Annotated in this window: 14 protein-coding genes; 10 read left to right on the forward strand and 4 right to left on the reverse strand. The window is 67.6% G+C overall.

The window, feature by feature from the left end:
- Window positions 1-10: 10 nt before the first annotated feature.
- From atpD to AC5LXX_RS00555, 3 genes are all read left to right on the forward strand, one after another.
- A complete protein-coding gene (gene atpD, locus AC5LXX_RS00545) occupies window positions 11-1,405 on the forward strand; it encodes a F0F1 ATP synthase subunit beta (RefSeq protein WP_006477287.1) in 1,395 nt (464 codons plus the stop codon).
- A gap of 118 nt (window positions 1,406-1,523) precedes the next feature.
- Window positions 1,524-1,949 (forward strand): F0F1 ATP synthase subunit epsilon, encoded by a 426-nt coding sequence (locus tag AC5LXX_RS00550; RefSeq protein ID WP_006477288.1) that lies wholly within the window; start codon window positions 1,524-1,526, stop codon window positions 1,947-1,949.
- 257 nt (window positions 1,950-2,206) lie between these two features.
- The gene (locus AC5LXX_RS00555; protein ID WP_493410177.1) at window positions 2,207-3,934 is read left to right on the forward strand and encodes an AMP-binding protein; all 1,728 of its coding nucleotides are present in this window, start codon (window positions 2,207-2,209) and stop codon (window positions 3,932-3,934) included.
- Between the two features lie 300 nt (window positions 3,935-4,234).
- On the opposite strand, the gene AC5LXX_RS00560 is transcribed toward AC5LXX_RS00555, so the two are convergent.
- Both AC5LXX_RS00560 and AC5LXX_RS00565 read right to left on the reverse strand, forming a co-directional pair.
- Window positions 4,235-4,390 carry a hypothetical protein gene (locus tag AC5LXX_RS00560; protein WP_185658210.1) on the reverse strand — a complete coding sequence of 52 codons (156 nt, stop codon included), beginning with the start codon at window positions 4,388-4,390 and terminating at the stop codon, window positions 4,235-4,237.
- A 280-nt stretch (window positions 4,391-4,670) separates the two neighbouring features.
- Complete coding sequence (locus tag AC5LXX_RS00565; protein ID WP_493401986.1) at window positions 4,671-5,471, reverse strand: transporter substrate-binding domain-containing protein; 801 nt, start codon at window positions 5,469-5,471, stop codon at window positions 4,671-4,673.
- A gap of 149 nt (window positions 5,472-5,620) precedes the next feature.
- On the opposite strand from AC5LXX_RS00565, the gene hemE reads away from it, so the two are divergent.
- The 4 genes from hemE (at window position 5,621) to AC5LXX_RS00585 (ending at window position 14,953) form a co-directional block, all read left to right on the forward strand.
- A complete protein-coding gene (gene hemE, locus AC5LXX_RS00570; RefSeq protein ID WP_311767306.1) occupies window positions 5,621-6,715 on the forward strand; it encodes a uroporphyrinogen decarboxylase in 1,095 nt (364 codons plus the stop codon).
- Window positions 6,716-7,166: 451 nt separating this feature from the next.
- Window positions 7,167-9,428: a primosomal protein N' gene (locus tag AC5LXX_RS00575; protein ID WP_493401988.1), complete on the forward strand. Its 2,262-nt coding sequence runs from the start codon at window positions 7,167-7,169 to the stop codon at window positions 9,426-9,428.
- A gap of 368 nt (window positions 9,429-9,796) precedes the next feature.
- On the forward strand, window positions 9,797-13,729 hold the full coding sequence (gene putA / locus AC5LXX_RS00580; RefSeq protein WP_493410178.1) for a trifunctional transcriptional regulator/proline dehydrogenase/L-glutamate gamma-semialdehyde dehydrogenase: 3,933 nt from the start codon (window positions 9,797-9,799) through the stop codon (window positions 13,727-13,729).
- Window positions 13,730-13,813: 84 nt separating this feature from the next.
- Window positions 13,814-14,953, forward strand: coding sequence for a branched-chain amino acid ABC transporter substrate-binding protein (locus AC5LXX_RS00585; protein WP_124454643.1), 1,140 nt, complete (start codon window positions 13,814-13,816; stop codon window positions 14,951-14,953).
- A gap of 115 nt (window positions 14,954-15,068) precedes the next feature.
- Here AC5LXX_RS00585 and AC5LXX_RS00590 read toward each other — a convergent pair whose 3' ends face one another.
- Together AC5LXX_RS00590 and AC5LXX_RS00595 are read right to left on the reverse strand one after the other, a co-directional pair.
- On the reverse strand, window positions 15,069-16,577 hold the full coding sequence (locus tag AC5LXX_RS00590; RefSeq protein WP_493410179.1) for a class I adenylate-forming enzyme family protein: 1,509 nt from the start codon (window positions 16,575-16,577) through the stop codon (window positions 15,069-15,071).
- A gap of 33 nt (window positions 16,578-16,610) precedes the next feature.
- Entirely contained in the window at window positions 16,611-18,263 is a 1,653-nt protein-coding gene (locus tag AC5LXX_RS00595) for an acyl-CoA dehydrogenase family protein (protein WP_493410180.1), read from the reverse strand.
- Window positions 18,264-18,382: 119 nt separating this feature from the next.
- Here AC5LXX_RS00595 and AC5LXX_RS00600 point away from each other — a divergent pair, with 119 nt between their 5' ends.
- From AC5LXX_RS00600 to AC5LXX_RS00610, 3 genes are all read left to right on the forward strand, one after another.
- Window positions 18,383-19,051: a TetR/AcrR family transcriptional regulator gene (locus AC5LXX_RS00600; protein ID WP_493410181.1), complete on the forward strand. Its 669-nt coding sequence runs from the start codon at window positions 18,383-18,385 to the stop codon at window positions 19,049-19,051.
- Window positions 19,052-19,279: 228 nt separating this feature from the next.
- Complete coding sequence (locus tag AC5LXX_RS00605) at window positions 19,280-20,434, forward strand: pyridoxal phosphate-dependent aminotransferase (RefSeq protein WP_493410182.1); 1,155 nt, start codon at window positions 19,280-19,282, stop codon at window positions 20,432-20,434.
- Window positions 20,435-20,481: 47 nt separating this feature from the next.
- Window positions 20,482-21,270, forward strand: coding sequence for an ABC transporter substrate-binding protein (locus tag AC5LXX_RS00610; protein ID WP_124454655.1), 789 nt, complete (start codon window positions 20,482-20,484; stop codon window positions 21,268-21,270).
- The last annotated feature ends 7 nt before the right edge of the window (window positions 21,271-21,277 follow it).

Below are 21,277 nucleotides of genomic sequence, written 5' to 3' on the forward strand. Positions count from 1 at the left end.
AGGAAAAGCGATGAGTACTGCTGCTTTGGTAGAAGGCAAGATCGTACAGTGCATCGGCGCCGTTATCGACGTGGAATTCCCGCGCGACAGCATGCCGAAGATCTACGACGCGCTCATTCTCGATGGCTCGGAACTGACGCTCGAAGTCCAGCAGCAGCTGGGTGACGGCGTGGTCCGTACCATTTGTCTGGGTGCATCCGACGGCCTGCGCCGCGGCCTGACCGTGAAGAACACGGCAAAGCCGATCTCGGTGCCGGTCGGCAAGCCGACCCTCGGCCGGATCATGGACGTCCTCGGCCGTCCGATCGATGAAGCTGGCCCGATCGAAAGCGACGTGACGCGTTCGATCCACCAGAAGGCTCCGGCGTTCGACGAACTGTCGCCGTCGACCGAACTGCTCGAAACGGGTATCAAGGTCATCGACCTGATCTGCCCGTTCGCAAAGGGCGGCAAGGTCGGCCTGTTCGGCGGTGCCGGCGTGGGCAAGACCGTCAACATGATGGAGCTCATCAACAACATCGCGAAGGAACACGGCGGTTACTCCGTGTTCGCGGGCGTGGGCGAGCGTACCCGTGAAGGGAACGACTTCTACCACGAAATGAAGGACTCGAACGTTCTCGACAAGGTCGCGCTGGTGTACGGCCAGATGAACGAGCCGCCGGGCAACCGTCTGCGCGTCGCGCTGACCGGTCTGACGATGGCCGAGCACTTCCGTGACGAAGGCCTCGACGTGCTGTTCTTCGTCGACAACATCTACCGTTTCACGCTGGCCGGTACCGAAGTGTCGGCACTGCTCGGCCGTATGCCGTCGGCAGTGGGCTATCAGCCGACGCTGGCTGAAGAAATGGGCAAGCTGCAAGAGCGCATCACGTCGACCAAGAAGGGCTCGATTACGTCGGTCCAGGCCGTGTACGTCCCTGCGGATGACTTGACCGACCCGTCGCCGGCTACGACCTTCGGCCACCTGGACGCAACCGTCGTTCTGTCGCGTGACATCGCTTCGCTGGGTATCTACCCGGCGGTCGACCCGCTCGACTCGACGTCGCGCCAGATCGACCCGAACGTGATCGGTGAAGAGCACTACTCGATCACCCGTCGCGTTCAGCAGACGCTGCAGCGCTACAAGGAACTGCGAGACATCATCGCGATTCTGGGCATGGACGAACTGTCGCCGGAAGACAAGCTGTCGGTCGCACGTGCACGTAAGATCCAGCGTTTCCTGTCGCAGCCGTTCCACGTTGCTGAAGTGTTCACGGGCTCGCCGGGCAAGTACGTGCCGCTGAAGGAAACGATCCGCGGCTTCAAGATGATCGTCGACGGCGAGTGCGACCACCTGCCGGAACAGGCGTTCTACATGGTCGGCACGATCGACGAAGCCTTCGAGAAGGCCAAGAAGATCCAGTAAAGGCTTGAGTGAGTCGCAAGCCGGCGTGTGCCGGCCGGAGCAATGAGTCAGCGATGACTTATCCGGCCGCCCGCGTCGGCCGCAATACGCTCAACCTGTGGATGAGATCGGAGTCGATATGGCAACCATCAAAGTAGACGTCGTCAGCGCGGAAGAGCAGATCTTCTCGGGCGAGGCGAAATTCGTCGCGCTGCCGGGCGAAACGGGTGAGCTGGGTATTCTGCCGGGCCACACGCCGCTGATCACGCGGATTCGTCCGGGTGCGGTGCGCATCGAAGTCGAGGGCGGCAACGACGAATTCGTGTTCGTCGCGGGCGGCATTCTCGAAGTGCAGCCGGGCGCCGTGACGGTGCTCGCCGATACCGCGATCCGCGGCAAGGACCTCGACGCGGCGAAAGCCGAGGAAGCACGCAAGCGTGCCGAGGAAACGCTGCAGAACGCGAAGTCGGATCTCGACCTCGCGAAGGCGCAATCCGAGCTCGCGACCGCGATGGCGCAGCTCGAAGCGATCCAGCGTCTGGCGAAGATCCGCAGCCGGCACTAAGCCGCGCCGCGTATCCCGCGAAAGAAAGCAGCCTTCGGGCTGCTTTTTTTTCGTCTGCCGTTTTTGTCTGTTTTTTTGCGGGTCGGATCATTTCGTCCGGTCGTGCTATTTCACCCGTCCGCCGCGATTCGATGTCAGAGTGTCGTCAGCGGAGCGCGGCATCATTCGCGGTGAGGCTGCCCGTCGCGATCGTTGCGGCGGAGGCGCGCGCAGCAGGCGCGCGCGGGCCGATCAGACAAAAACGGACGGAGACATCGATGGCAGCAGACCTTGGCAAGGAGGCGCTGATCGCGCCCGAGAACGGCTTGTCGTACGTGCGCGGCGCGACCGACGTGCCGCTATCCGACGCGACGATCGGCCGGTTCCTGCTCGACACGGCGGGCCGCTTTCCCGACCGTCCGGCCGTCGTCTTCCGCGAGCAGCAGGTTCGCTGGACCTGGCGCGAGTTCGCGAACGAGGTCGACGTGCTCGCGGCTGGCCTGGCCGCGCTCGGCATCGTGAAGGGCGACCGCGTCGGCATCTGGTCGCCGAACCGCAGCGAATGGCTGCTCACGCAGTTCGCGACCGCGCGGATCGGCGCGGTGCTCGTCAACCTGAATCCGGCCTACCGGCTCGCCGAGCTCGAATACGCGCTGAACAAGGTCGGCTGCAAGGCCGTGATCTCGGCCGAGCGCTTCAAGTCGTCGGCCTATGTCGAGATGCTGCAGACCATCGCGCCGGAGCTCGCGACCGCGACGCCGGGCGACCTGCATGCGGCACGCGTGCCGAGCCTGCGCACGGTCGTGTCGATGGGCGACGTCGCGCCGGCCGGCATGTTCCGCTTCGCGGACGTGATGACGCGCGGCCGCCAGGCGGTCGATCCCGCGTTGCTCGATGCGATCGGCGCGTCGCTCACGGCCAACGACCCGATCAATATCCAGTTCACGAGCGGTACGACGGGCAGCCCGAAGGGCGCGACGCTCACGCATCGCAACGTCGTCAACAACGGGCGCTCGATCGCGACCGCGATGCGCTTCACCGAGCAGGACACGCTGTGCATCCCCGTGCCGCTGTACCACTGCTTCGGGATGGTGCTGGCCGTGCTCGCCTGCGTGTCGAAGGGCGCGGCGATGGTGTTCCCGGGCGAGGCGTTCGACCCGGTCGCGACGCTCGCGGCCGTGGCCGGCGAGCGCTGCACCGCGCTGCACGGCGTGCCGACGATGTTCATCGCGGAGCTCGATCATCCGGCGTTCCCGACGTTTGACCTGTCGACGCTGCGCACCGGGATCATGGCCGGCTCGCCGTGCCCGATCGAGACGATGAAGCGCGTCGTGTCGCAGATGCACCTGTCGGAGATCACGATCGCATACGGGATGACGGAGACGAGCCCCGTGTCGTTCCAGAGTTCGACCGACGATCCGCTCGAGAAGCGCACGACGACGGTCGGCCGCATCCAGCCGCACCTGGAAGTGAAGATCGTCGATGCGAGCGGCGACATCGTGCCGGTCGGCGCAACGGGCGAGCTGTGCACGAAGGGCTATTCGGTGATGCTCGGCTACTGGGCCGACGACGCGAAGACGCGCGAGGTGCTGGTCGACGGCTGGATGCACACGGGCGACCTCGCGACGCTCGACGCGGACGGCTACTGCAACATCGTCGGCCGCCTGAAGGACATGGTGATCCGCGGCGGCGAGAACGTCTATCCGCGCGAGATCGAGGAGTTTCTGTTTCGGCATCCGAAGATCCAGAACGCGCAGGTCTTCGGCGTGCCCGATGCGAAATACGGCGAGGAGCTGTGTGCGTGGATCGTGCTGCGCGCGGACGAGCAGATGACCGAGGACGACGTGCGTGCGTTCTGCAGCGGGCAGATCGCGCATTACAAGATTCCGCGCTACATCCGCTTCGTCGACGAGCTGCCGATGACGGTGACGGGCAAGGTGCAGAAGTTCGTGATGCGCGACCGGATGATCGAGGAACTGAAACTCGACGTGCAGAAGACCGCTTGACGCGGCGCGGCGGCGGGAAAAAACGTGGCGGCCTGCGGGCCGCCCTATGCAGGTCGCTACGCTTTCGATGGACGAAAAAAAGCGGGCTTATTAGCCCGCTAAAAACCACACGCTACGGGGTTAGCGCGAGGAGACCAAAGATGAAACCGAATCCGGCGGGGGCCGGAAACGACTCCAACAGGGATGCCCCTCGGAAGGGCTTCGGTACGTGACCGACTGGCTCGCAGCGCTTCGCGTCCGCTCACACTTGGCACACGAGACCGCATCCGTGTTGAAACCGTTGAGGCCATTGTGGGCGAATTAATGACCCGTCGCGGTAACAAAGTGTTTCAGGTTGTAACGCCCGCCAGATAAGGCTTGGCGGGATTTTTTGCTGTTTTCGGGGTCCTGAAAAAGGTCATTTTTACCCATATTTTCCGCAGCGTTTTCAGCGCATGCGCGCGATGCGTTTTTCATGCGTATCGGGCGCGATGAATTGCCGATTTTCACGCGAGAAAGTGCGCGGCATGACCGATACCGCGTATGACGATTCATTCGTCAGAAAGATTTTGAAACGTGATTGGAATGCGCGGAAGTCGGCCGAACGGCCGATTCAAATGGTTTTGCCGTGATCGCCGGGCGCGGCGGCACGACGGCGATGTGTAACGGCGGCAGGTTTGCCGCCGCCATGCCGCGCATTCGGGAGGCAGCGGCCGCGGGGTCGAGGCCCGTTATCGGCCGCCGCGCGCAGGCGCGCTCACTTCAGCCATTTGTCCGAAATCGCCTGGTATTCGCCGGTCGACAGCGCGAGATGCAGCCACTGGTCAACGTACTGCTGGAACACGACATCGCCGCGCGGCACCATGTACGCCTTCTCGCCGAACTGGAACGGCTTGTCCGGATGCACCGAGCACAGCCCCGGATTCAGCTTTTGCTGCAGCTGCGTCTCGGACGCGTCCGTCACCATCACGTCGGCCTTGCCCGCGAGGATTTGCTTGAAGATCGTCACGTTGTCCGGATAGACGGTCAGGTTCGCATGCGTGAAGAACTGCTTCGCGAAACGCTCGTTGGTGCCGCCCGGGTTCACGATCACGCGCGTCTCGGGCCGGTCGATCTGCGCGACGGTCTGGTACTTGTCGGCGTCCGCGCAGCGCACGATCGGCGTCTTGCCGTCGACGACGTACGGCTGCGTGAAGAACACGCGCTTCTGGCGCTCGAGCGTCGTCGACACGCCGCCCACCGCGATGTCGCATTTCGCGACGAAATCGGCGGTCAGGTTCGGCCAGCTCGTCTTCACGAAGTCGGTTTTCACGCCGAGCGATTTCGCGAGCGATTCGGCCATGTCGATGTCGATGCCCTCGAAACGGCCGTCCGCGCGGTAGTACGAATACGGCTTGTAGTCGCCCGTCGTGCACACGCGCAGCGTGCCGCGTGCGAGCACGTCGTCGAGCCGCGAACCGGCGCCCGGCGCGGCGGCGGCGGTGCCCGTGGCGGTCTGCGCGTGCGCGGCGGCGCAGCAGAGCAGCGCGGCCGCGGCGAGCGTGGCGAATGTCTTCATCGGTCTCCCTCCTTCGTTTCGTTCGATATAAGCGTCCGATCATAACGGAGCCATCGCGCGCGTCATATGGCCGCCATCGTGTCGGCATGCGCAGCCGGAGGGCGGCTGTCCGGTAAAATGCCGCTTTGCCTTCGCTCGTCGCTCCTACCGTGGCCCATAACCTGCTCAACGACACCTTCCTGCGTGCGCTTCTGCGCGAGCCGACCGACTACACGCCGATCTGGCTGATGCGCCAGGCCGGCCGCTACCTGCCCGAATACAACGCGACGCGTGCGCGCGCCGGCAGCTTCCTCGGTCTCGCGAAGAATCCCGACTACGCGACCGAGGTCACGCTGCAGCCGCTCGAGCGCTTCCCGCTCGACGCCGCGATCCTGTTCTCGGACATCCTGACGATTCCGGACGCGATGGGGCTCGGCCTCGACTTCCAGGTCGGCGAAGGGCCGAAGTTCGCGCATCCGGTGCGCACCGAGGCCGACGTCGCGAAGCTCGCGGTGCCGGACATCGAGGAGACGCTCGGCTACGTGACGGGCGCCGTGCGCGAGATCCGCCGTGCGCTCACCGACGGCCAGGGCCGCCAGCGCGTGCCGCTGATCGGCTTCTCGGGCAGCCCGTGGACGCTCGCGTGCTACATGGTCGAAGGCGGCGGGTCGGACGATTTCCGTACGGTGAAGTCGATGGCGTATTCGCGCCCCGACCTGATGCACCGGATCCTCGACGTGAACGCGCAGGCGGTGGCCGCGTACCTGAACGCGCAGATCGAAGCGGGCGCACAGGCCGTGATGATCTTCGATACGTGGGGCGGCGCGCTGGCCGACGGCGCATACCAGCGTTTCTCGCTCGACTACATCCGCCGCGTGGTGTCGCAGCTCAAGCGCGAGCACGACGGCGAGCGCGTGCCGGTGATCACGTTCACGAAGGGCGGCGGGCTGTGGCTCGAAGAGATCGCGGCGACCGGCGTCGACGCGGTCGGGCTCGACTGGACGGTCAACCTCGGCGCCGCGCGCGAGCGCGTCGGCGGGCGGGTCGCGCTGCAGGGCAACCTCGATCCGACGATCCTGTTTGCGCCGCCGGCCGCGGTGCGCGAACAGGCGCGTGCGGTGCTCGACAGCTACGGCAACCATCCCGGCCACGTATTCAACCTCGGCCACGGTATCTCGCAATTCACGTCGCCCGATCACGTCGCCGAACTCGTCGACGAAGTGCACAGCCACAGCCGCGCGATCCGTAGCGGAGCGGCGCGCTGAACGCAAGTGCCGTCATGCTGCGCTGCGGCATGACGATGTTTCGTTTTTGAAACTAAACAGGGCGCAACCCCGCACCCGTTGCCGATTCGGTGCTTGTCAAGACTTGACTTATACACATTTTCCACGTTGCAGCGCGGTAGAGCCCTGTATCGGTCAATTTGTCTCGCTATGGTTCGGTAATTTGAATAGCAGCCTTATGGAATAAGGCTTCGCGGGGCGGCGCAATGCGCGGCGAAAAACAGCGGAAAGCACGGCCCCGCGCGCGTTACGGCCATTGAGCGGCGAGTTCTCAACAAAGTTATCCACAGGCTGGCCAGGGTATACGGCGATTCCTAATGCGAATCCAAAACTTAGCGCCGAATCTGAAGTTTTACTTTAAGTCCGCTGCCGCGATGCGGGCGCGGATGCAAGCCGCCTGCACTTCGCGTATCGCTGCCGCCGGAGCGTTGCAATGAGCGGCACCTACCTGCGCGTCGCGCTCGACCACCCGCTCGCGACCCTGTTCGACTACCGCTGCGACGCGCAGCCGGCACCCGTGCCCGGCACGCTCGTGCAGGTGCCGTTCGGCAAGCGGCAGGCGGTCGGGCTCGTCTGCGAAGTGACGACTCACACCGATGTGCCGCCGTCGCGGCTGCGCGCGGTCGACGCAATCTGCACCGATCTCCCGCCGCTGTCTCCCGACTGGCTCGCGCTCGTGTCGTTCGCCGCCGATTACTATCAGCGCGGGCGCGGCGAGGTCGCGTTGCCGGCGCTGCCGCAGGCGCTGCGCGACGCCGGGCGCTGGGGGCGGTTGCTCGCGCCCGAAGTGCGCTACCAGCCGACGGACGCCGGCCGCGCGGCGCTGCCCGATGCGCTGCCCGCGCGCGGCGCGGCGCTGCGGCGGCTTGCGCAGGCGCTCGTCGACACCGGCTCGCTGACGCTGCCCGATGCGCGCGCGCTGCATCCGAAGGCGGCCGCGACGCTCGACGACTGGGCCGCACGCGGCTGGGTCGACGTCGAGGAGATCGGCTGGGCCGACGCCCCTGTGCCCAAAGCTGTGGATAACCTGTCGACAACCGGTGGACGAACTGTGCCGCCGGCGTTGACCGACCAGCAGGCCGAGGCACTCGACGCGATCCGCGCGGGCGAGGGCTTCGCACCGTTCCTGCTGCACGGCGTGACGGGCAGCGGCAAGACCGAGGTCTACCTGCATGCGCTCGCGTCGCTGCTCGACGCGCGGCCGGATGCGCAGGCGCTCGTGCTCGTTCCCGAAATCAACCTGACGCCGCAGTTCGAGGCCGCATTTCGCGCGCGCTTCGCGGGCGCGCTCGCCGACGATGCGATCGTCACGCTGCACAGCGGGCTCGCCGAGGGCGAGCGGGCGCGGAACTGGCTGGCCGCGCACACGGGGCGCGCGCGGATCGTGCTCGGCACGCGCCTGGCGGTGCTCGCGTCGATGCCGACGCTCGCGTTGATCGTCGTCGACGAGGAGCACGAGCCCGCATACAAGCAGCAGGAAGGGCTGCGCTATTCGGCGCGCGATCTCGCCGTGTGGCGCGCGAAGCAGCTCGGCATCACGGTGGTGCTCGGCTCGGCCACGCCGTCGCTGGAAAGCTGGTGGCAGGCCGAGCAAGGACGCTACACGCGGCTCACGCTGTCGCGTCGCGCGGTGGCCGACGCGACGCTGCCGACCGTGCGGCTGATCGATCTCGAAGAGGAGCGGCGGCGCGGCCGTGCGTCGATGGGCGGGCTGTCGGGGCCGCTCGTCGCGGCGCTGAAGGCGCGGCTGGAGCGCGGCGAGCAGAGCCTCGTATTCCTGAACCGGCGCGGCTACGCGCCGCAACTCGCGTGCGACGCATGCGGCTGGGTCGCCGGCTGCCCGCGCTGCAGTGCGTACGTCGTGCTGCACAAGCCCGAACATGCGCTGCGCTGCCATCACTGCGGCTGGGAAGCGCGCATTCCGCGGTCGTGCCCCGAGTGCGGGAACGTCGACATCGCGCCGCTCGGGCGCGGCACGCAGCGCATCGAGGAGGCGCTGGCCGAGGCCGTGCCGGGCGCGCGCATCTTGCGGATCGACGCGGACAGCACGCGCCGCAAGGGCAGCGCGCAGGCGCTGTTCTCCGACGTGCACGCGGGCGAGGTCGACATCCTGGTCGGCACGCAGATGATCGCGAAGGGGCATGACTTCCAGCGCGTGTCGCTCGTCGGCGTGCTCAATGCCGACACCGCGCTGTTCTCGCACGACTTTCGCGCGAGCGAACGGCTGTTCGCGCAGCTGATGCAGGTGAGCGGCCGTGCAGGCCGCGCCGGGTTGCCGGGCGAGGTGATGGTGCAGACGCGCTACCCGCGCCACGCGCTGTACCACGCGCTCGGGCGGCAGGATTACGTCGGCTTCGCGAATTCGACGCTCGGCGAGCGCCGCGACGCGCACCTGCCGCCGTTCGTCTACCAGGCGCTGCTGCGCGCCGAGGGGCGCACGCTCGACGCGGCGCTCGCGTTCCTGCTGCAGGCCGCGGCCGCGTTGCCCGGCCTGCCGGGTGCCGATCGCGTGACCGTCTACGACGCGGTGCCGATGACGATCGTCAAGGTCGCGAACGTCCATCGCGCGCAGTTGCTGCTCGAAAGCGCGTCGCGGGCGGCGCTGCAGCACGCGCTGCGCGCATGGCAGCCGGAGTTGCGCGCGCTGAAGGGCGTGCTGCGGTGGAGCGTCGAGGTCGATCCGCTGGATATCTGAACGGCGTGCTGCCGTAGCCAGTCAGCCTGCAAGCAGTCCGGCCCGTCGGGCGCCGCTCGGCTGTCTCTTGTCTCGCCCCCGGCCGGGCGCCGCATCCCGTTATCCCACCCAGTGCAACCCGTTTTCGGCCGCTTCCGCGCGCGCCGAAGGTTGCACGCGCGTGTCGAATCGCCCCGATCAGGGAAAACACCGATCCTCCGACCACGGGCAACCCCTAGGTTGCAACCACATAAGTGACTGATTATATTGACTAACTTATGGGTGCAACCTGTCTCGCAATTTGGTTGCACCTTTTTATTGCGTGCCGTAGGATTTCGCGCATCCTCTCACACCACATTGCCGGGCTCGCACCGGCGCACGAACCCACCATGGCAAGCACGACTCTCGGCGTCAAAGTCGACGACCTTCTCCGCTCGCGCCTCAAGGACGCCGCCGCGCGTCTCGAGCGCACTCCCCACTGGCTGATCAAGCAGGCGATCTTCGCGTATCTCGAGCGGATCGAGCACGGCCAGTTGCCGCCCGAACTGTCGGGCCACAGCGGCGTGACGGAGCTCGCCGACGGTCAGGCGGCGGACGGCGACGACGACAACTCGCCGCATCCGTTCCTCGAGTTCGCGCAGAACGTGCAGCCGCAATCGGTGCTGCGCGCGGCGATCACGGCCGCGTACCGCCGCCCCGAGCCGGAATGCGTGCCGTTCCTGCTCGGCCAGGCGCGCCTGCCGGCGAACCTGCAGGCGGACGTGCAGGCGCTCGCGACGAAGCTCGTCGAGGCGCTGCGCGAGAAGAGTTCGGGCGGCGGCGTCGAAGGGCTGATCCACGAGTTCTCGCTGTCGAGCCAGGAAGGCGTCGCGCTGATGTGCCTCGCCGAAGCGCTGCTGCGCATTCCCGACCGCGCGACGCGCGATGCGCTGATCCGCGACAAGATCAGCAAGGGCGACTGGCGCTCGCACGTCGGCCACGCGCCGTCGCTGTTCGTGAACGCGGCGACCTGGGGGCTGATGATCACCGGCAAGCTCGTGACGACCAACAGCGAAGCGGGCCTGTCGTCGGCGCTCACGCGCCTGATCGGCCGCGGCGGCGAGCCGCTGATCCGCAAGGGCGTCGACATGGCGATGCGCCTGATGGGCGAGCAGTTCGTCACCGGCGAAACGATTTCCGAAGCGCTCGCGAACAGCCGCAAGTACGAAGCGCGCGGCTTCCGCTACTCGTACGACATGCTCGGCGAAGCGGCGACGACCGAAGAGGACGCGCAACGCTATTACGCGTCGTACGAACAGGCGATCCACGCGATCGGCAAGGCGGCCGGCGGCCGCGGCATCTACGAAGGCCCGGGCATCTCGATCAAGCTGTCGGCGCTGCATGCGCGCTACTCGCGCTCGCAGCAGGACCGCACGATGAGCGAGCTGCTGCCGCGCGTGCGCGCCCTCGCGCTGCTGGCGCGCCGCTACGACATCGGCCTGAACATCGACGCGGAAGAAGCCGACCGTCTCGAACTGTCGCTCGACCTGCTCGAGGCGCTGTGCTTCGACCCGGAGCTCGCCGGCTGGAACGGCATCGGCTTCGTCGTGCAGGGCTACCAGAAGCGCTGCCCGTTCGTGATCGACTACCTGATCGATCTCGCGCGCCGCAGCCGCCACCGCCTGATGATCCGCCTCGTGAAGGGCGCGTACTGGGATTCCGAGATCAAGCGTGCGCAGGTCGACGGCCTCGAAGGCTATCCGGTCTACACGCGCAAGATCTACACCGACGTGTCGTACCTCGCGTGCGCGAAGAAGCTGCTCGCGGCACCGGACGCCGTCTACCCGCAGTTCGCGACGCACAACGCGCACACGCTGGCCGCGATCTATCACCTGGCCGGCCAGAACTACTACCCCGGGCAGTACGAATTCCAGTGCCTGCACGGGATGGGCGAGCCGCTGTACGAGGAAGTCACCGGCCGCGACAAGCTGAACCGCCCGTGCCGCGTGTACGCGCCGGTCGGCACGCACGAGACGCTGCTCGCGTACCTCGTGCGCCGTCTGCTGGAAAACGGCGCGAACACGTCGTTCGTGAACCGCATCGCGGACAAGACCGTGCCGGTGAAGGAACTGGTCGCCGATCCGGTCGACGAGGCGTCGAAGGTCGTGCCGCTCGGCGCGCCGCACGCGAAGATCCCGCTGCCGCGCAACCTGTACGGCGATGAGCGTCCCAACTCGATGGGCCTCGACCTGTCGAACGAACACCGTCTCGCGTCGCTGTCGTCCGCGCTGCTCGCGAGCGCGCACTTCCCGTGGCGCGCGGCGCCGATGCTCGACGACGATACGCTCGCCGACGCACCGGCACGCGACGTGCGCAACCCGGCCGACCAGCGCGACCTGGTCGGCACGGTCAGCGAAGCGACGGCCGAACACGTGAGCGCGGCGCTCGCGCATGCGGTGGCCGCCGCGCCGATCTGGCAGGCGACGCCGGTCGATGCACGCGCCGACTGCCTCGTGCGCGCGGCCGACCTGCTCGAAGCGCAGATGCACACGCTGATGGGCCTGATCGTGCGCGAAGCCGGCAAGTCGCTGCCGAACGCGATCGCCGAGATCCGCGAAGCGGTCGACTTCCTGCGCTACTACGCGGCGCAGATCCGCGACGAATTCTCGAACGACACGCACCGTCCGCTCGGCCCCGTGGTCTGTATCAGCCCGTGGAACTTCCCGCTCGCGATCTTCATGGGCCAGGTGGCCGCGGCGCTTGCCGCCGGCAACACGGTGCTCGCGAAGCCGGCCGAACAGACGCCGCTGATCGCCGCGCAGGCCGTGCGCCTGCTGCGCGAGGCCGGCGTGCCGGCCGGCGCGGTGCAGCTGCTGCCGGGCACGGGCGAGACCGTCGGCGCGGCGCTGGTCGCCGATCCGCGCACGCGTGCGGTGATGTTCACCGGTTCGACCGAAGTCGCGCGCCTGATCAACAAGACGCTCGCTGCGCGCCTCGACCCGGACGGCAAGCCGATTCCGCTGATCGCCGAAACGGGCGGCCAGAACGCGATGATTGTCGACTCGTCGGCGCTCGCGGAGCAGGTCGTCGCGGACGTGATGCAGTCGTCGTTCGACTCGGCCGGTCAACGGTGTTCGGCGCTGCGCGTTCTGTGTCTGCAGGACGATGTCGCGGACCGCACGCTGACGATGCTGAAGGGCGCGATGCACGAGCTGGCGCTCGGCAACCCCGACCGGCTGTCGACGGACGTCGGCCCGGTGATCGACGGCGAAGCGAAGCAGACGATCGACGCGCACGTCGCGACGATGAAGGAGAAAGGCCATGCGGTCACGCAGCTGCCGGCGCCGGACGCCTGCGCGCACGGCATGTTCGTGCCGCCGACGCTGATCGAGATCGGCAGCATCGACGAACTGAAGCGCGAAGTGTTCGGCCCCGTGCTGCACGTGGTGCGCTACCGCCGCAGCCAGCTCGACAAGCTGCTCGAACAGATCCGCGCGACCGGTTACGGGCTGACGCTCGGTATCCACACGCGGATCGACGAGACGATCGCGCACGTGATTTCGAACGCGCACGTCGGCAACATCTACGTGAACCGCAACGTGATCGGCGCGGTGGTCGGCGTGCAGCCGTTCGGCGGCGAAGGGCTGTCGGGCACGGGCCCGAAGGCCGGCGGCGCGCTGTACCTGCAGCGCCTGCTCGCGACGCGTCCGTCGGGCCTGCCGCGTTCGCTCGCGCAGGCGCTGATCGCGGACGGCGCGGCCGACGGCGATGCGCGCGGCAACCCGGCCGCGGCGCTCACGACGTTGCGCGACTGGCTGATCGAGCAGCGCGAGCCGGTACTGGCCGCACGTTGCGACGGCTATCTGGCACAGGTGCCGGCCGGCGCGACCGCCGTGCTGACCGGGCCGACGGGCGAGCGAAACACGTATACACTCGGCCCGCGCGGCACGGTGCTGTGTGTCGCGGCCACACCGGGCGGTGCGCGTGCGCAGTTCGCGGCGGTGCTGGCGACCGGCAACCGTGCGCTGTTCGCGGGCGCTGCCGGCGAGGCGCTGGTCGCCGCACTGCCGGCGTCGCTGAAGGCGCATGCGAGCGTGCGCAAGCAGGCCGACGCGCCGTTCGACGCGGTGCTGTTCGAAGGCGACAGCGACGAACTGCAGACGCTCGTGAAGGACGTCGCGCAGCGGCCGGGCCCGATCGTGTCGGTGCAGGGCGTGTCGGTGGGCGCGTTCGAGAACGGCGATGCGGAAGATTACGCGCTGGAGCGGTTGCTGACGGAGCGCTCGGTGAGCGTGAATACGGCAGCGGCCGGCGGCAATGCGAATTTGATGACGATCGGCTGACCATCCTTGCCGTTCGGATCAAACAAAGGAAGCGGCAAGGCGATCCCGAAGCCGCTCCATTTACCCTGGTACCAAGGAGATGCTATGCAACACACGATGAAAAAGCTGGCAGGCGCGACGTTCGTCGCGGTCATGTCGCTGGCGGGGACGGCCCATGCGGATGACGTGAAGATCGGTTACGCAGGGCCGATGACGGGCGCGCAGGCGCACTACGGCAAGGATATGCAGAACGGGATCGTGCTCGCGCTGGAGGACTTCAACGCGACGAACCCGAAGATCGGCGGCAAGCCGGTGAAGTTCGTGCTGAGCACGCAGGACGACCAGGCTGACCCGCGCACGGGCACGACGGTCGCGCAGAAGCTCGTCGACGACGGCATCAAGGGCATGCTCGGTCACTTCAACTCGGGCACGACGATCCCGGCTTCGCGCATCTACGCGAATGCGGGCATTCCGGAAATCGCGATGGCGACCGCACCGGAATACACGCAGCAGGGTTACAAGACGACCTTCCGCATGATGACGTCCGACACGCAGCAGGGCTCGGTGGCCGGTACGTTCGCATCGAAGGATCTCGGCATGAAGAAGATCGCGATCGTCGACGACCGCACGGCCTACGGCCAGGGTCTTGCCGACCAGTTCGAGAAGGCCGCGAAGGCGGGCGGTGCGACGATCGTCGACCGTGAATTCACGAACGACAAGGCTGTCGACTTCAAGGCCATTCTGACCAAGCTGAAGGCTGCGAAGCCGGACATGGTCTACTACGGCGGCGCGGATTCGCAGGCAGCGCCGATGGTCAAGCAGATGAAGGCGCTGGGCTTCACCGCACCGCTGATGAGCGGCGAAATGGTGAAGACGCCGACGTTCCTGAAGATCGCGGGCAACGCGGCCGACGGCACGATCGCTTCGCTGGCCGGCCTCCCGCTGGAAGAAATGCCGGGCGGCAAGACCTACGCCGACAAGTACAAGAAGCGCTTCGGCGAAGACGTGCAGACGTACTCGCCGTACGCGTACGACGGTGCGATGGCGCTGCTGAACGCGATGAAGAAGGCCGATTCGACCGATCCGGCGAAGTACCTGCCGGTGCTCGCGAAGACCGACATGGCGGGCGTGACGTCGACGCACGTCGCGTATGACGCGAAGGGCGACCTGAAGAACGGCGGCATCACGATGTACAAGGTCGAGAAGGGCGAGTGGAAGCCGCTGAAGAGCATCGGCGGGAAGTAAGCCGCCAGTCACGATGTTCTGACGGGCGGGCGGCGGCGAAGGTCGCTGCCCGCCGTTCATAAAAAACCACCGGGCCGTCGAGACCAGGTGGTTTTTTTATTGGCGTGTGCCGGCGCTAATCCCTGCGCACCCGCAGCAAGAACTTCTGCAGCTTGCCGGTCGGCGTGCGCGGCAGCGCCTGTGCGAACGTGAACTCGCGCGGGACCTTGTACGCAGCGAGCCGCTCGCCGCAGAACGCGCGCAGCGCATCCGCGTCGGGTGCCGCGTTCGCGCGCAGCACGACGTGCGCGACGACCGTCTCGCCCCAGTCGGGATGCGGAACGCCGACGACGGCCGCCTCCGCGATGTCCGGGTGCGCGCCGAGCACGTCCTCCACTTCCTTCGAATAGACGTTCTCGCCGCCCGAGACGATCATGTCCTTCAGCCGGTCGACGATGAACAGGTAGCCATCCTCATCGATTCGCGCGATGTCGCCGGTGCGATACCAGCCGTCCGGTGTGAACGCCGCGCGCGTCGCCGCCGCGTCGTCGAGATAGCCGAGCATCATGCAGTCGGCCTTCAGCCAGATTTCGCCGGTTTCCCCCGGCTGCGCGTCGATGCCGTCCAGCCGCACGACACGGAGGTCGACGCCCGGGCCGCCCTGGCGGCCGATCGAACCAGCCTTCGCGATCTGCTCGTCCGGATACAGCGTCGTGCCGGCCGGTCCCGTCTCGGTCATGCCGTACACCTGGAAGAACGCGTCGCTGCGATACGCGCGGGCGAGCCGTTCGGCCTGCGCGGCGCCGATCGGGCCGCCGCCGTACAGCCACGCGCGCACGCTCGACAGGTCGAACGCGCCGAAGCCGTCGATCGTGTCGAGCGGCAGCGTGTACGACACGGGTGCGCCGAAATACATCGTCACGCGTTCGCGCTCGATGGTCTGCAGGAAACGCAGCGGATGGTATTCGCGCAGCAGCACGACGGTGCCGCCCGCGAACAGCGTGCCGCCGAACCAGTTGTTCAGCGGCGACGAATGCCAGATCGGCATCGCCATCAGCGTGCGTTCGTTGCGGTCGATGCCGGTCGCGAGCGCCGCCTGCATCGCCGCGAGCGTCACGGCGCGATGGCTGTGCATGCAGCCCTTCGGGCGGCCCGTCGTGCCGGACGTATAGAGGATCTGCGCGATGTCGCCGTCGGCCGGCTCGATGCCCGCGAGGCCGTCGCGCGTCGCGCACATCGTGTCGAAGTTCGGCACGCCGTCGAGCTCGCCCTCGGTCACGAGCCGCCGCGCCGGATGCACGAGGCGCTCGACCACCGGCGCGAGCGCCACGTCGAACAGCAGCGCCTTGCTGCGGCTGTGTTCGAGCACGTAGTCGACTTCCGGTGCCTGCAGCTTGTGGTTGATCGGCACGAACGCCGCGCCGAGCCGCCACGCGCCGAACATCAGGTCGACGAAGGCCGGCGTGTTGAAGCACATCGCGGCGACGCGGTCGCCGGCCGCGACGCCGAGCGCGCTCAGCACGGCCGCCGCGCGGTGCGAGCGCTCGCGCGCGGCGGCATACGTGATCGTCGCGGATTCGCTGACGAGGAACGGCTTGTCGGGCGTCGCACGGGCGGCGCGGTCGAGGGCGGCGACGAGATTCATCGGGGCTCCGGGCGAGGCGAGAGGCGGTGCAGGTCAGGCCGGGTACGCGCGCTGCAGCAGCGCGGCGACGTCGATCGCGTGCGGATCGAAGCCGCCCGCGATGCGGCCCCAGTCGGGCGCGGCGAGCCGGGTCGCGACGAATGCATCGGCGACGGCGGCCGGCGCGTCGCGGCGCAGCAGGCACGCCTGCGCGACGAGCGCGAGCCGCTGCGCGAACACGCGGCCCGACGCTTCGAGCTTGTCGGCCGGCGCGGCGAGCATCGCGCGCAATCCGTCGAGCGCCGCGCGGATGCGCGGCTCGCCGGCGCCGAGGTCGGCGAGTTCGTCGAACAGCGCGGCGGCCGCGTCGGGCTCGCGCGATACGGCACGCAGCACGTCGAGGCACATCACGTTGCCCGAGCCTTCCCAGATCGAGTTGACGGGCGCCTCGCGGAACAGCCGCGCGATCGGGCCGTCGTCGACGTAGCCGTTGCCGCCGAACACTTCCATCGCTTCGCCGGTCAGCTCGACCGCGCGCTTGCAGACCCAGAATTTCGCGGCGGGCGTGACGATCCGCTTCCACGCGCGTTCGCGCGGCGAGTCGTCGCGTTCGAACGCATCGGCGAGGCGCATCGCGAGCGACAGCGCGGCTTCGCTTTCGAGCGCGAGATCGGCGAGCACGGTGCGCATCAGCGGCTGCTCGGCGAGCGCGCGGCCGAACGCGTGGCGCTGGCGCGTGTACGCGATCGCCTGCACGACGCCCTGGCGCAGCATCGCCGCGCTGCCGAGCACGCAGTTCAGCCGCGTGTGGGTGGCCATCTCGATGATGGTCGGAATGCCGCGGCCTTCGTCGCCGAGCATGATGCCCCACGCGTCGTTCAGCTCGATTTCGCTGCTGGCGTTGCTGCGGTTGCCGACCTTGTTCTTCAGCCGCTGGATCTCGACCGCGTTCTTCGTGCCGTCCGGGCGCCAGCGCGGCACGTAGAAGCACGACGGGCTGCCGGCTTCGGTGCGCGCGACGACGAGATGCGCGTCGCACATCGGCGCGGAGAAGAACCACTTGTGGCCGCGCAGCCGGTATTCGCCGCCGCGCCCGCCCGCGCCGACCGGCGTGGCGAGCGTCGTGTTCGCGCGCACGTCGGAGCCGCCCTGTTTCTCGGTCATGCCCATGCCGAACCAGATCGAGCGCTTGTCGGCGACCGGTACGTCGCGCGGATCGTAGTCGTCGCTGTAGAGCTTGTCGCGCAGCAGGTCCCACAGCGCGGGCTCCTTCTGCAGCACGGGGATCGCGGCCTGCGTCATCGTGGCCGGGCACAGCGTGCCGGCCTCGATCTGGCCGTGCAGGTAGAAGCCGGCGGCGGTCGCGGCCCAGCGGCCGCGGCGCGTGTCCCGGAACGCGAGCGACACGAAGCCTTCGCGACGGTACTGGCCGAGCAGCGCGTGCCAGGCCGGATGGAAGTCGACGCGGTCGGTGCGCCGGCCGCGCCGGTCGAACGCGTGCAGCTCCGGCGTGTGCTGGTTCGCTTCGTCGGCGAGTTGCGCGGTGTCGGCGCTGCCGAGCCGCGCGCCGTACGCATCGAGCTGCGGCACGGCCCAGTCGGCGCCTGCCCGGGCGAGCGCGTCGCGCAGCGCGAGATCCGTCGCGAAGAGGTTATAGTCGACGAGTTCGTCGAACTGGTTCGTGACGGCGTGAGTTGCTTCGGTCATCGGGGTGTCTCCGGTCTCATGCTTCGCGGGCCGCCGGCGTCACGCCGCACGGAAGGCGCTTCGGCGCGGGTTCCGGCGCCCGGAAAAACGTGTTCCCTGCTGATTTCAGAGTAGCAAATATGCCGCCGCGACATGTTCAGGTTCCGGCGCCGCCCGGCCAGCCGGCGGCGCAACCCGCGCCCGCGTTGCGCCGCCGGCCGCGCCAGTCGCGCGCGCAGGCGAGTTCCGATGCGCTGCAGCAGGCGTTCGTTCAGCTTTTGCTCGAACGCGGCTACGCGAAGGCGACGATCCGCGAGATCGCGGCCGTCGCGGGCGTCAGCATCGGCACCTTCTACGAGTATTTCGGCGACAAGCAGAGCCTTGCGGCGCTCTGCATCCACCGCCGCGTGCTGGCGCTGGCCGACCGGCTACGAGATGCGGTCGAGCGTTTGCGTGGCGTGCCGCGGGCCGAACTCGCCGCCGCGCTCGTCGACCTGCAGGTCGACGCGATCGCCGCCGATGCGGCGCTGTGGGGCGCGCTGTTCGTGCTGGAGCGGCAGGTGTCGCCGCTTGCCGCGTACCGCCGGCATTACGACGCGTATGTCGCGCTGTGGCGCGACGCGCTGGCCCATGCGGCCGATCCGCCGCCGGCCGGGCGGCTCGACGGGCTCGCGCGCATGGCCCACGCGATCTGCTACGGCGGCCTGTCGCAGGCGTTGCTGACGCTCGGGCCCGCACTCGATTTCGCCGTGCAACGCCGCGAACTGCGGGCCGTGCTGCTTGCGTACCTGGCGGCAGCGGATGCGTAGCGCCCATAGGGCGTGAACACACCCTAAGGGAAATGCCTGATTCGCATGTCGGGCCCGGCGGCCAGCCGTTCCGTTCCGCGCTTCTCCCCATGAGCCATGAGAAAAATGCATGGGCTCCATGACGAACTTTCGATTGTCCGCCGATATTGGCTCGGGCTAAATCATGCGGCAGATGCAGGGCTGCGCACGCCGCGCGGGCCTGCCGGAAGGACATCAGAAGGAGGAGTCATGCGAAGCGCCACCGCGCCCCGTTCCAAACTGCCCGACGTCGGAACGACGATCTTCACGGTGATCGGCCAGCTGGCTGCCCAGCACGATGCGTTGAACCTGTCGCAGGGCGCGCCGAATTTCGCGCCCGATCCGGCGCTCGTCGAAGGCGTCGCGCGTGCGATGCGCGACGGCCACAACCAGTACGCGCCGATGGCCGGCGTGATGGCGCTGCGCGAGCGGCTCGCCGAGAAGACGGAAGCGCTGTACGGCGCGCGCTACGACCCGGAAACCGAGATCACGGTGATCGCGAGCGCGAGCGAAGGGCTCTATGCGGCGATCAGCGCGCTCGTGCATCCGGGCGACGAAGTGATCTATTTCGAGCCGTCGTTCGACAGCTATGCGCCGATCGTGCGGCTGCAGGGCGCGACGCCGGTCGCAATCAAGCTGTCGCCCGAGCACTTTCGCGTGAACTGGGATGAAGTGGCGGCCGCGATCACGCCGCGCACGCGGATGATCATCGTCAACACGCCGCACAACCCGACCGCGACCGTGTTCTCGGCCGACGATCTCGAGCGGCTCGCGCAGCTCACGCGCGACACGGGCATCGTCGTGCTGTCCGACGAAGTCTACGAGCACGTCGTGTTCGACGGCGCGCAGCACCAGAGCGTCGCGCGCCATCGCGAGCTGGCCGAGCGCAGCGTGATCGTGTCGTCGTTCGGCAAGTCGTTTCACGTGACCGGCTGGCGGGTCGGTCATTGCCTCGCGCCGGCCGAACTGATGGACGAGATCCGCAAGGTGCACCAGTTCATGGTGTTCTCGGCCGATACGCCGATGCAGTTTGCGTTCGCGGAGATCCTCGCGCGGCCGGACAGCTATCTCGGCCTGTCGGCGTTCTACCAGGCCAAGCGCGACCTGCTCGCGCGCGAGCTGGCCGATTCGCGTTTCGAGCTGCTGCCGAGCGAAGGCTCGTTCTTCATGCTCGCGCGCTTCCGGCACTTCTCGGACGAAAGCGACAGCGACTTCGTGCTGCGCGTGATCCGCGATGCGCGTGTCGCGACGATTCCGCTGTCGGCGTTCTATACCGACGGTACCGATGCCGGCGTGATCCGGCTCAGTTTTTCGAAGGACGACGCGACGCTGGTCGAAGGCGCGCGGCGGCTGCGTTCGCTTTAAGAAACCAGCGACGGGCACGTCGCATCGACCAGTCACAGGAGATCACGATGAAGCACACGGCCACCCTAAAACTCGCGTTTGCGCTCGCATGCGCAATCGGCTCCGGCGCGGCGCTCGCCGACGCGCAGACGCTGCGTTTCGGCCTCGAAGCGCAATACCCGCCGTTCGAATCGAAAGCGCCGAACGGCGACCTGCAGGGCTTCGACATCGACGTCGGCAATGCTGTCTGCCAGACGGCGAAGCTGTCGTGCAAATGGGTCGAGACGTCGTTCGACGGGCTGATTCCGGCGCTGAAGGGCCGCAAGTTCGACGCGATCAATTCGGCGATGAACGCGACCGAGCAGCGCCGCCAGGCGATCGACTTCACGACGATCATCTACCGCGTGCCGACCCAGCTGATCGCGCGCACCGGCAGCGGGCTGCTGCCGACGCCCGAATCGCTGAAGGGCAAGCGCGTCGGCGTGCTGCAGGCGTCGATCCAGGAGACCTTCGCGAAGGCACACTGGGAACCGGCCGGCGTCGCGGTCGTCGCGTACCAGGACCAGAACCAGGCGTATGCGGACCTCGTCGCGGGCCGCCTCGACGCGACGCTCGTGCTCGCGCCGTCCGGCCAGCGCGGCTTCCTGTCGCGCCCGGACGGCAAGGGCTTCTCGTTCGTCGGCCAGCCCGTGCACGACGACAAGATCCTCGGCAGCGGCATCGCATTCGGCCTGCGCAAGGGCGACGACGCGCTGAAGGCGAAGCTCGACGCGGCGATCGACAAGCTGAAGGCGGACGGCACGGTGAAGACGCTCGGTCTGAAGTATTTCGGCGATATCGACATCTCGACCAAGTAAGCGGAAC

Source organism: Burkholderia torrens (assembly GCF_984668525.1).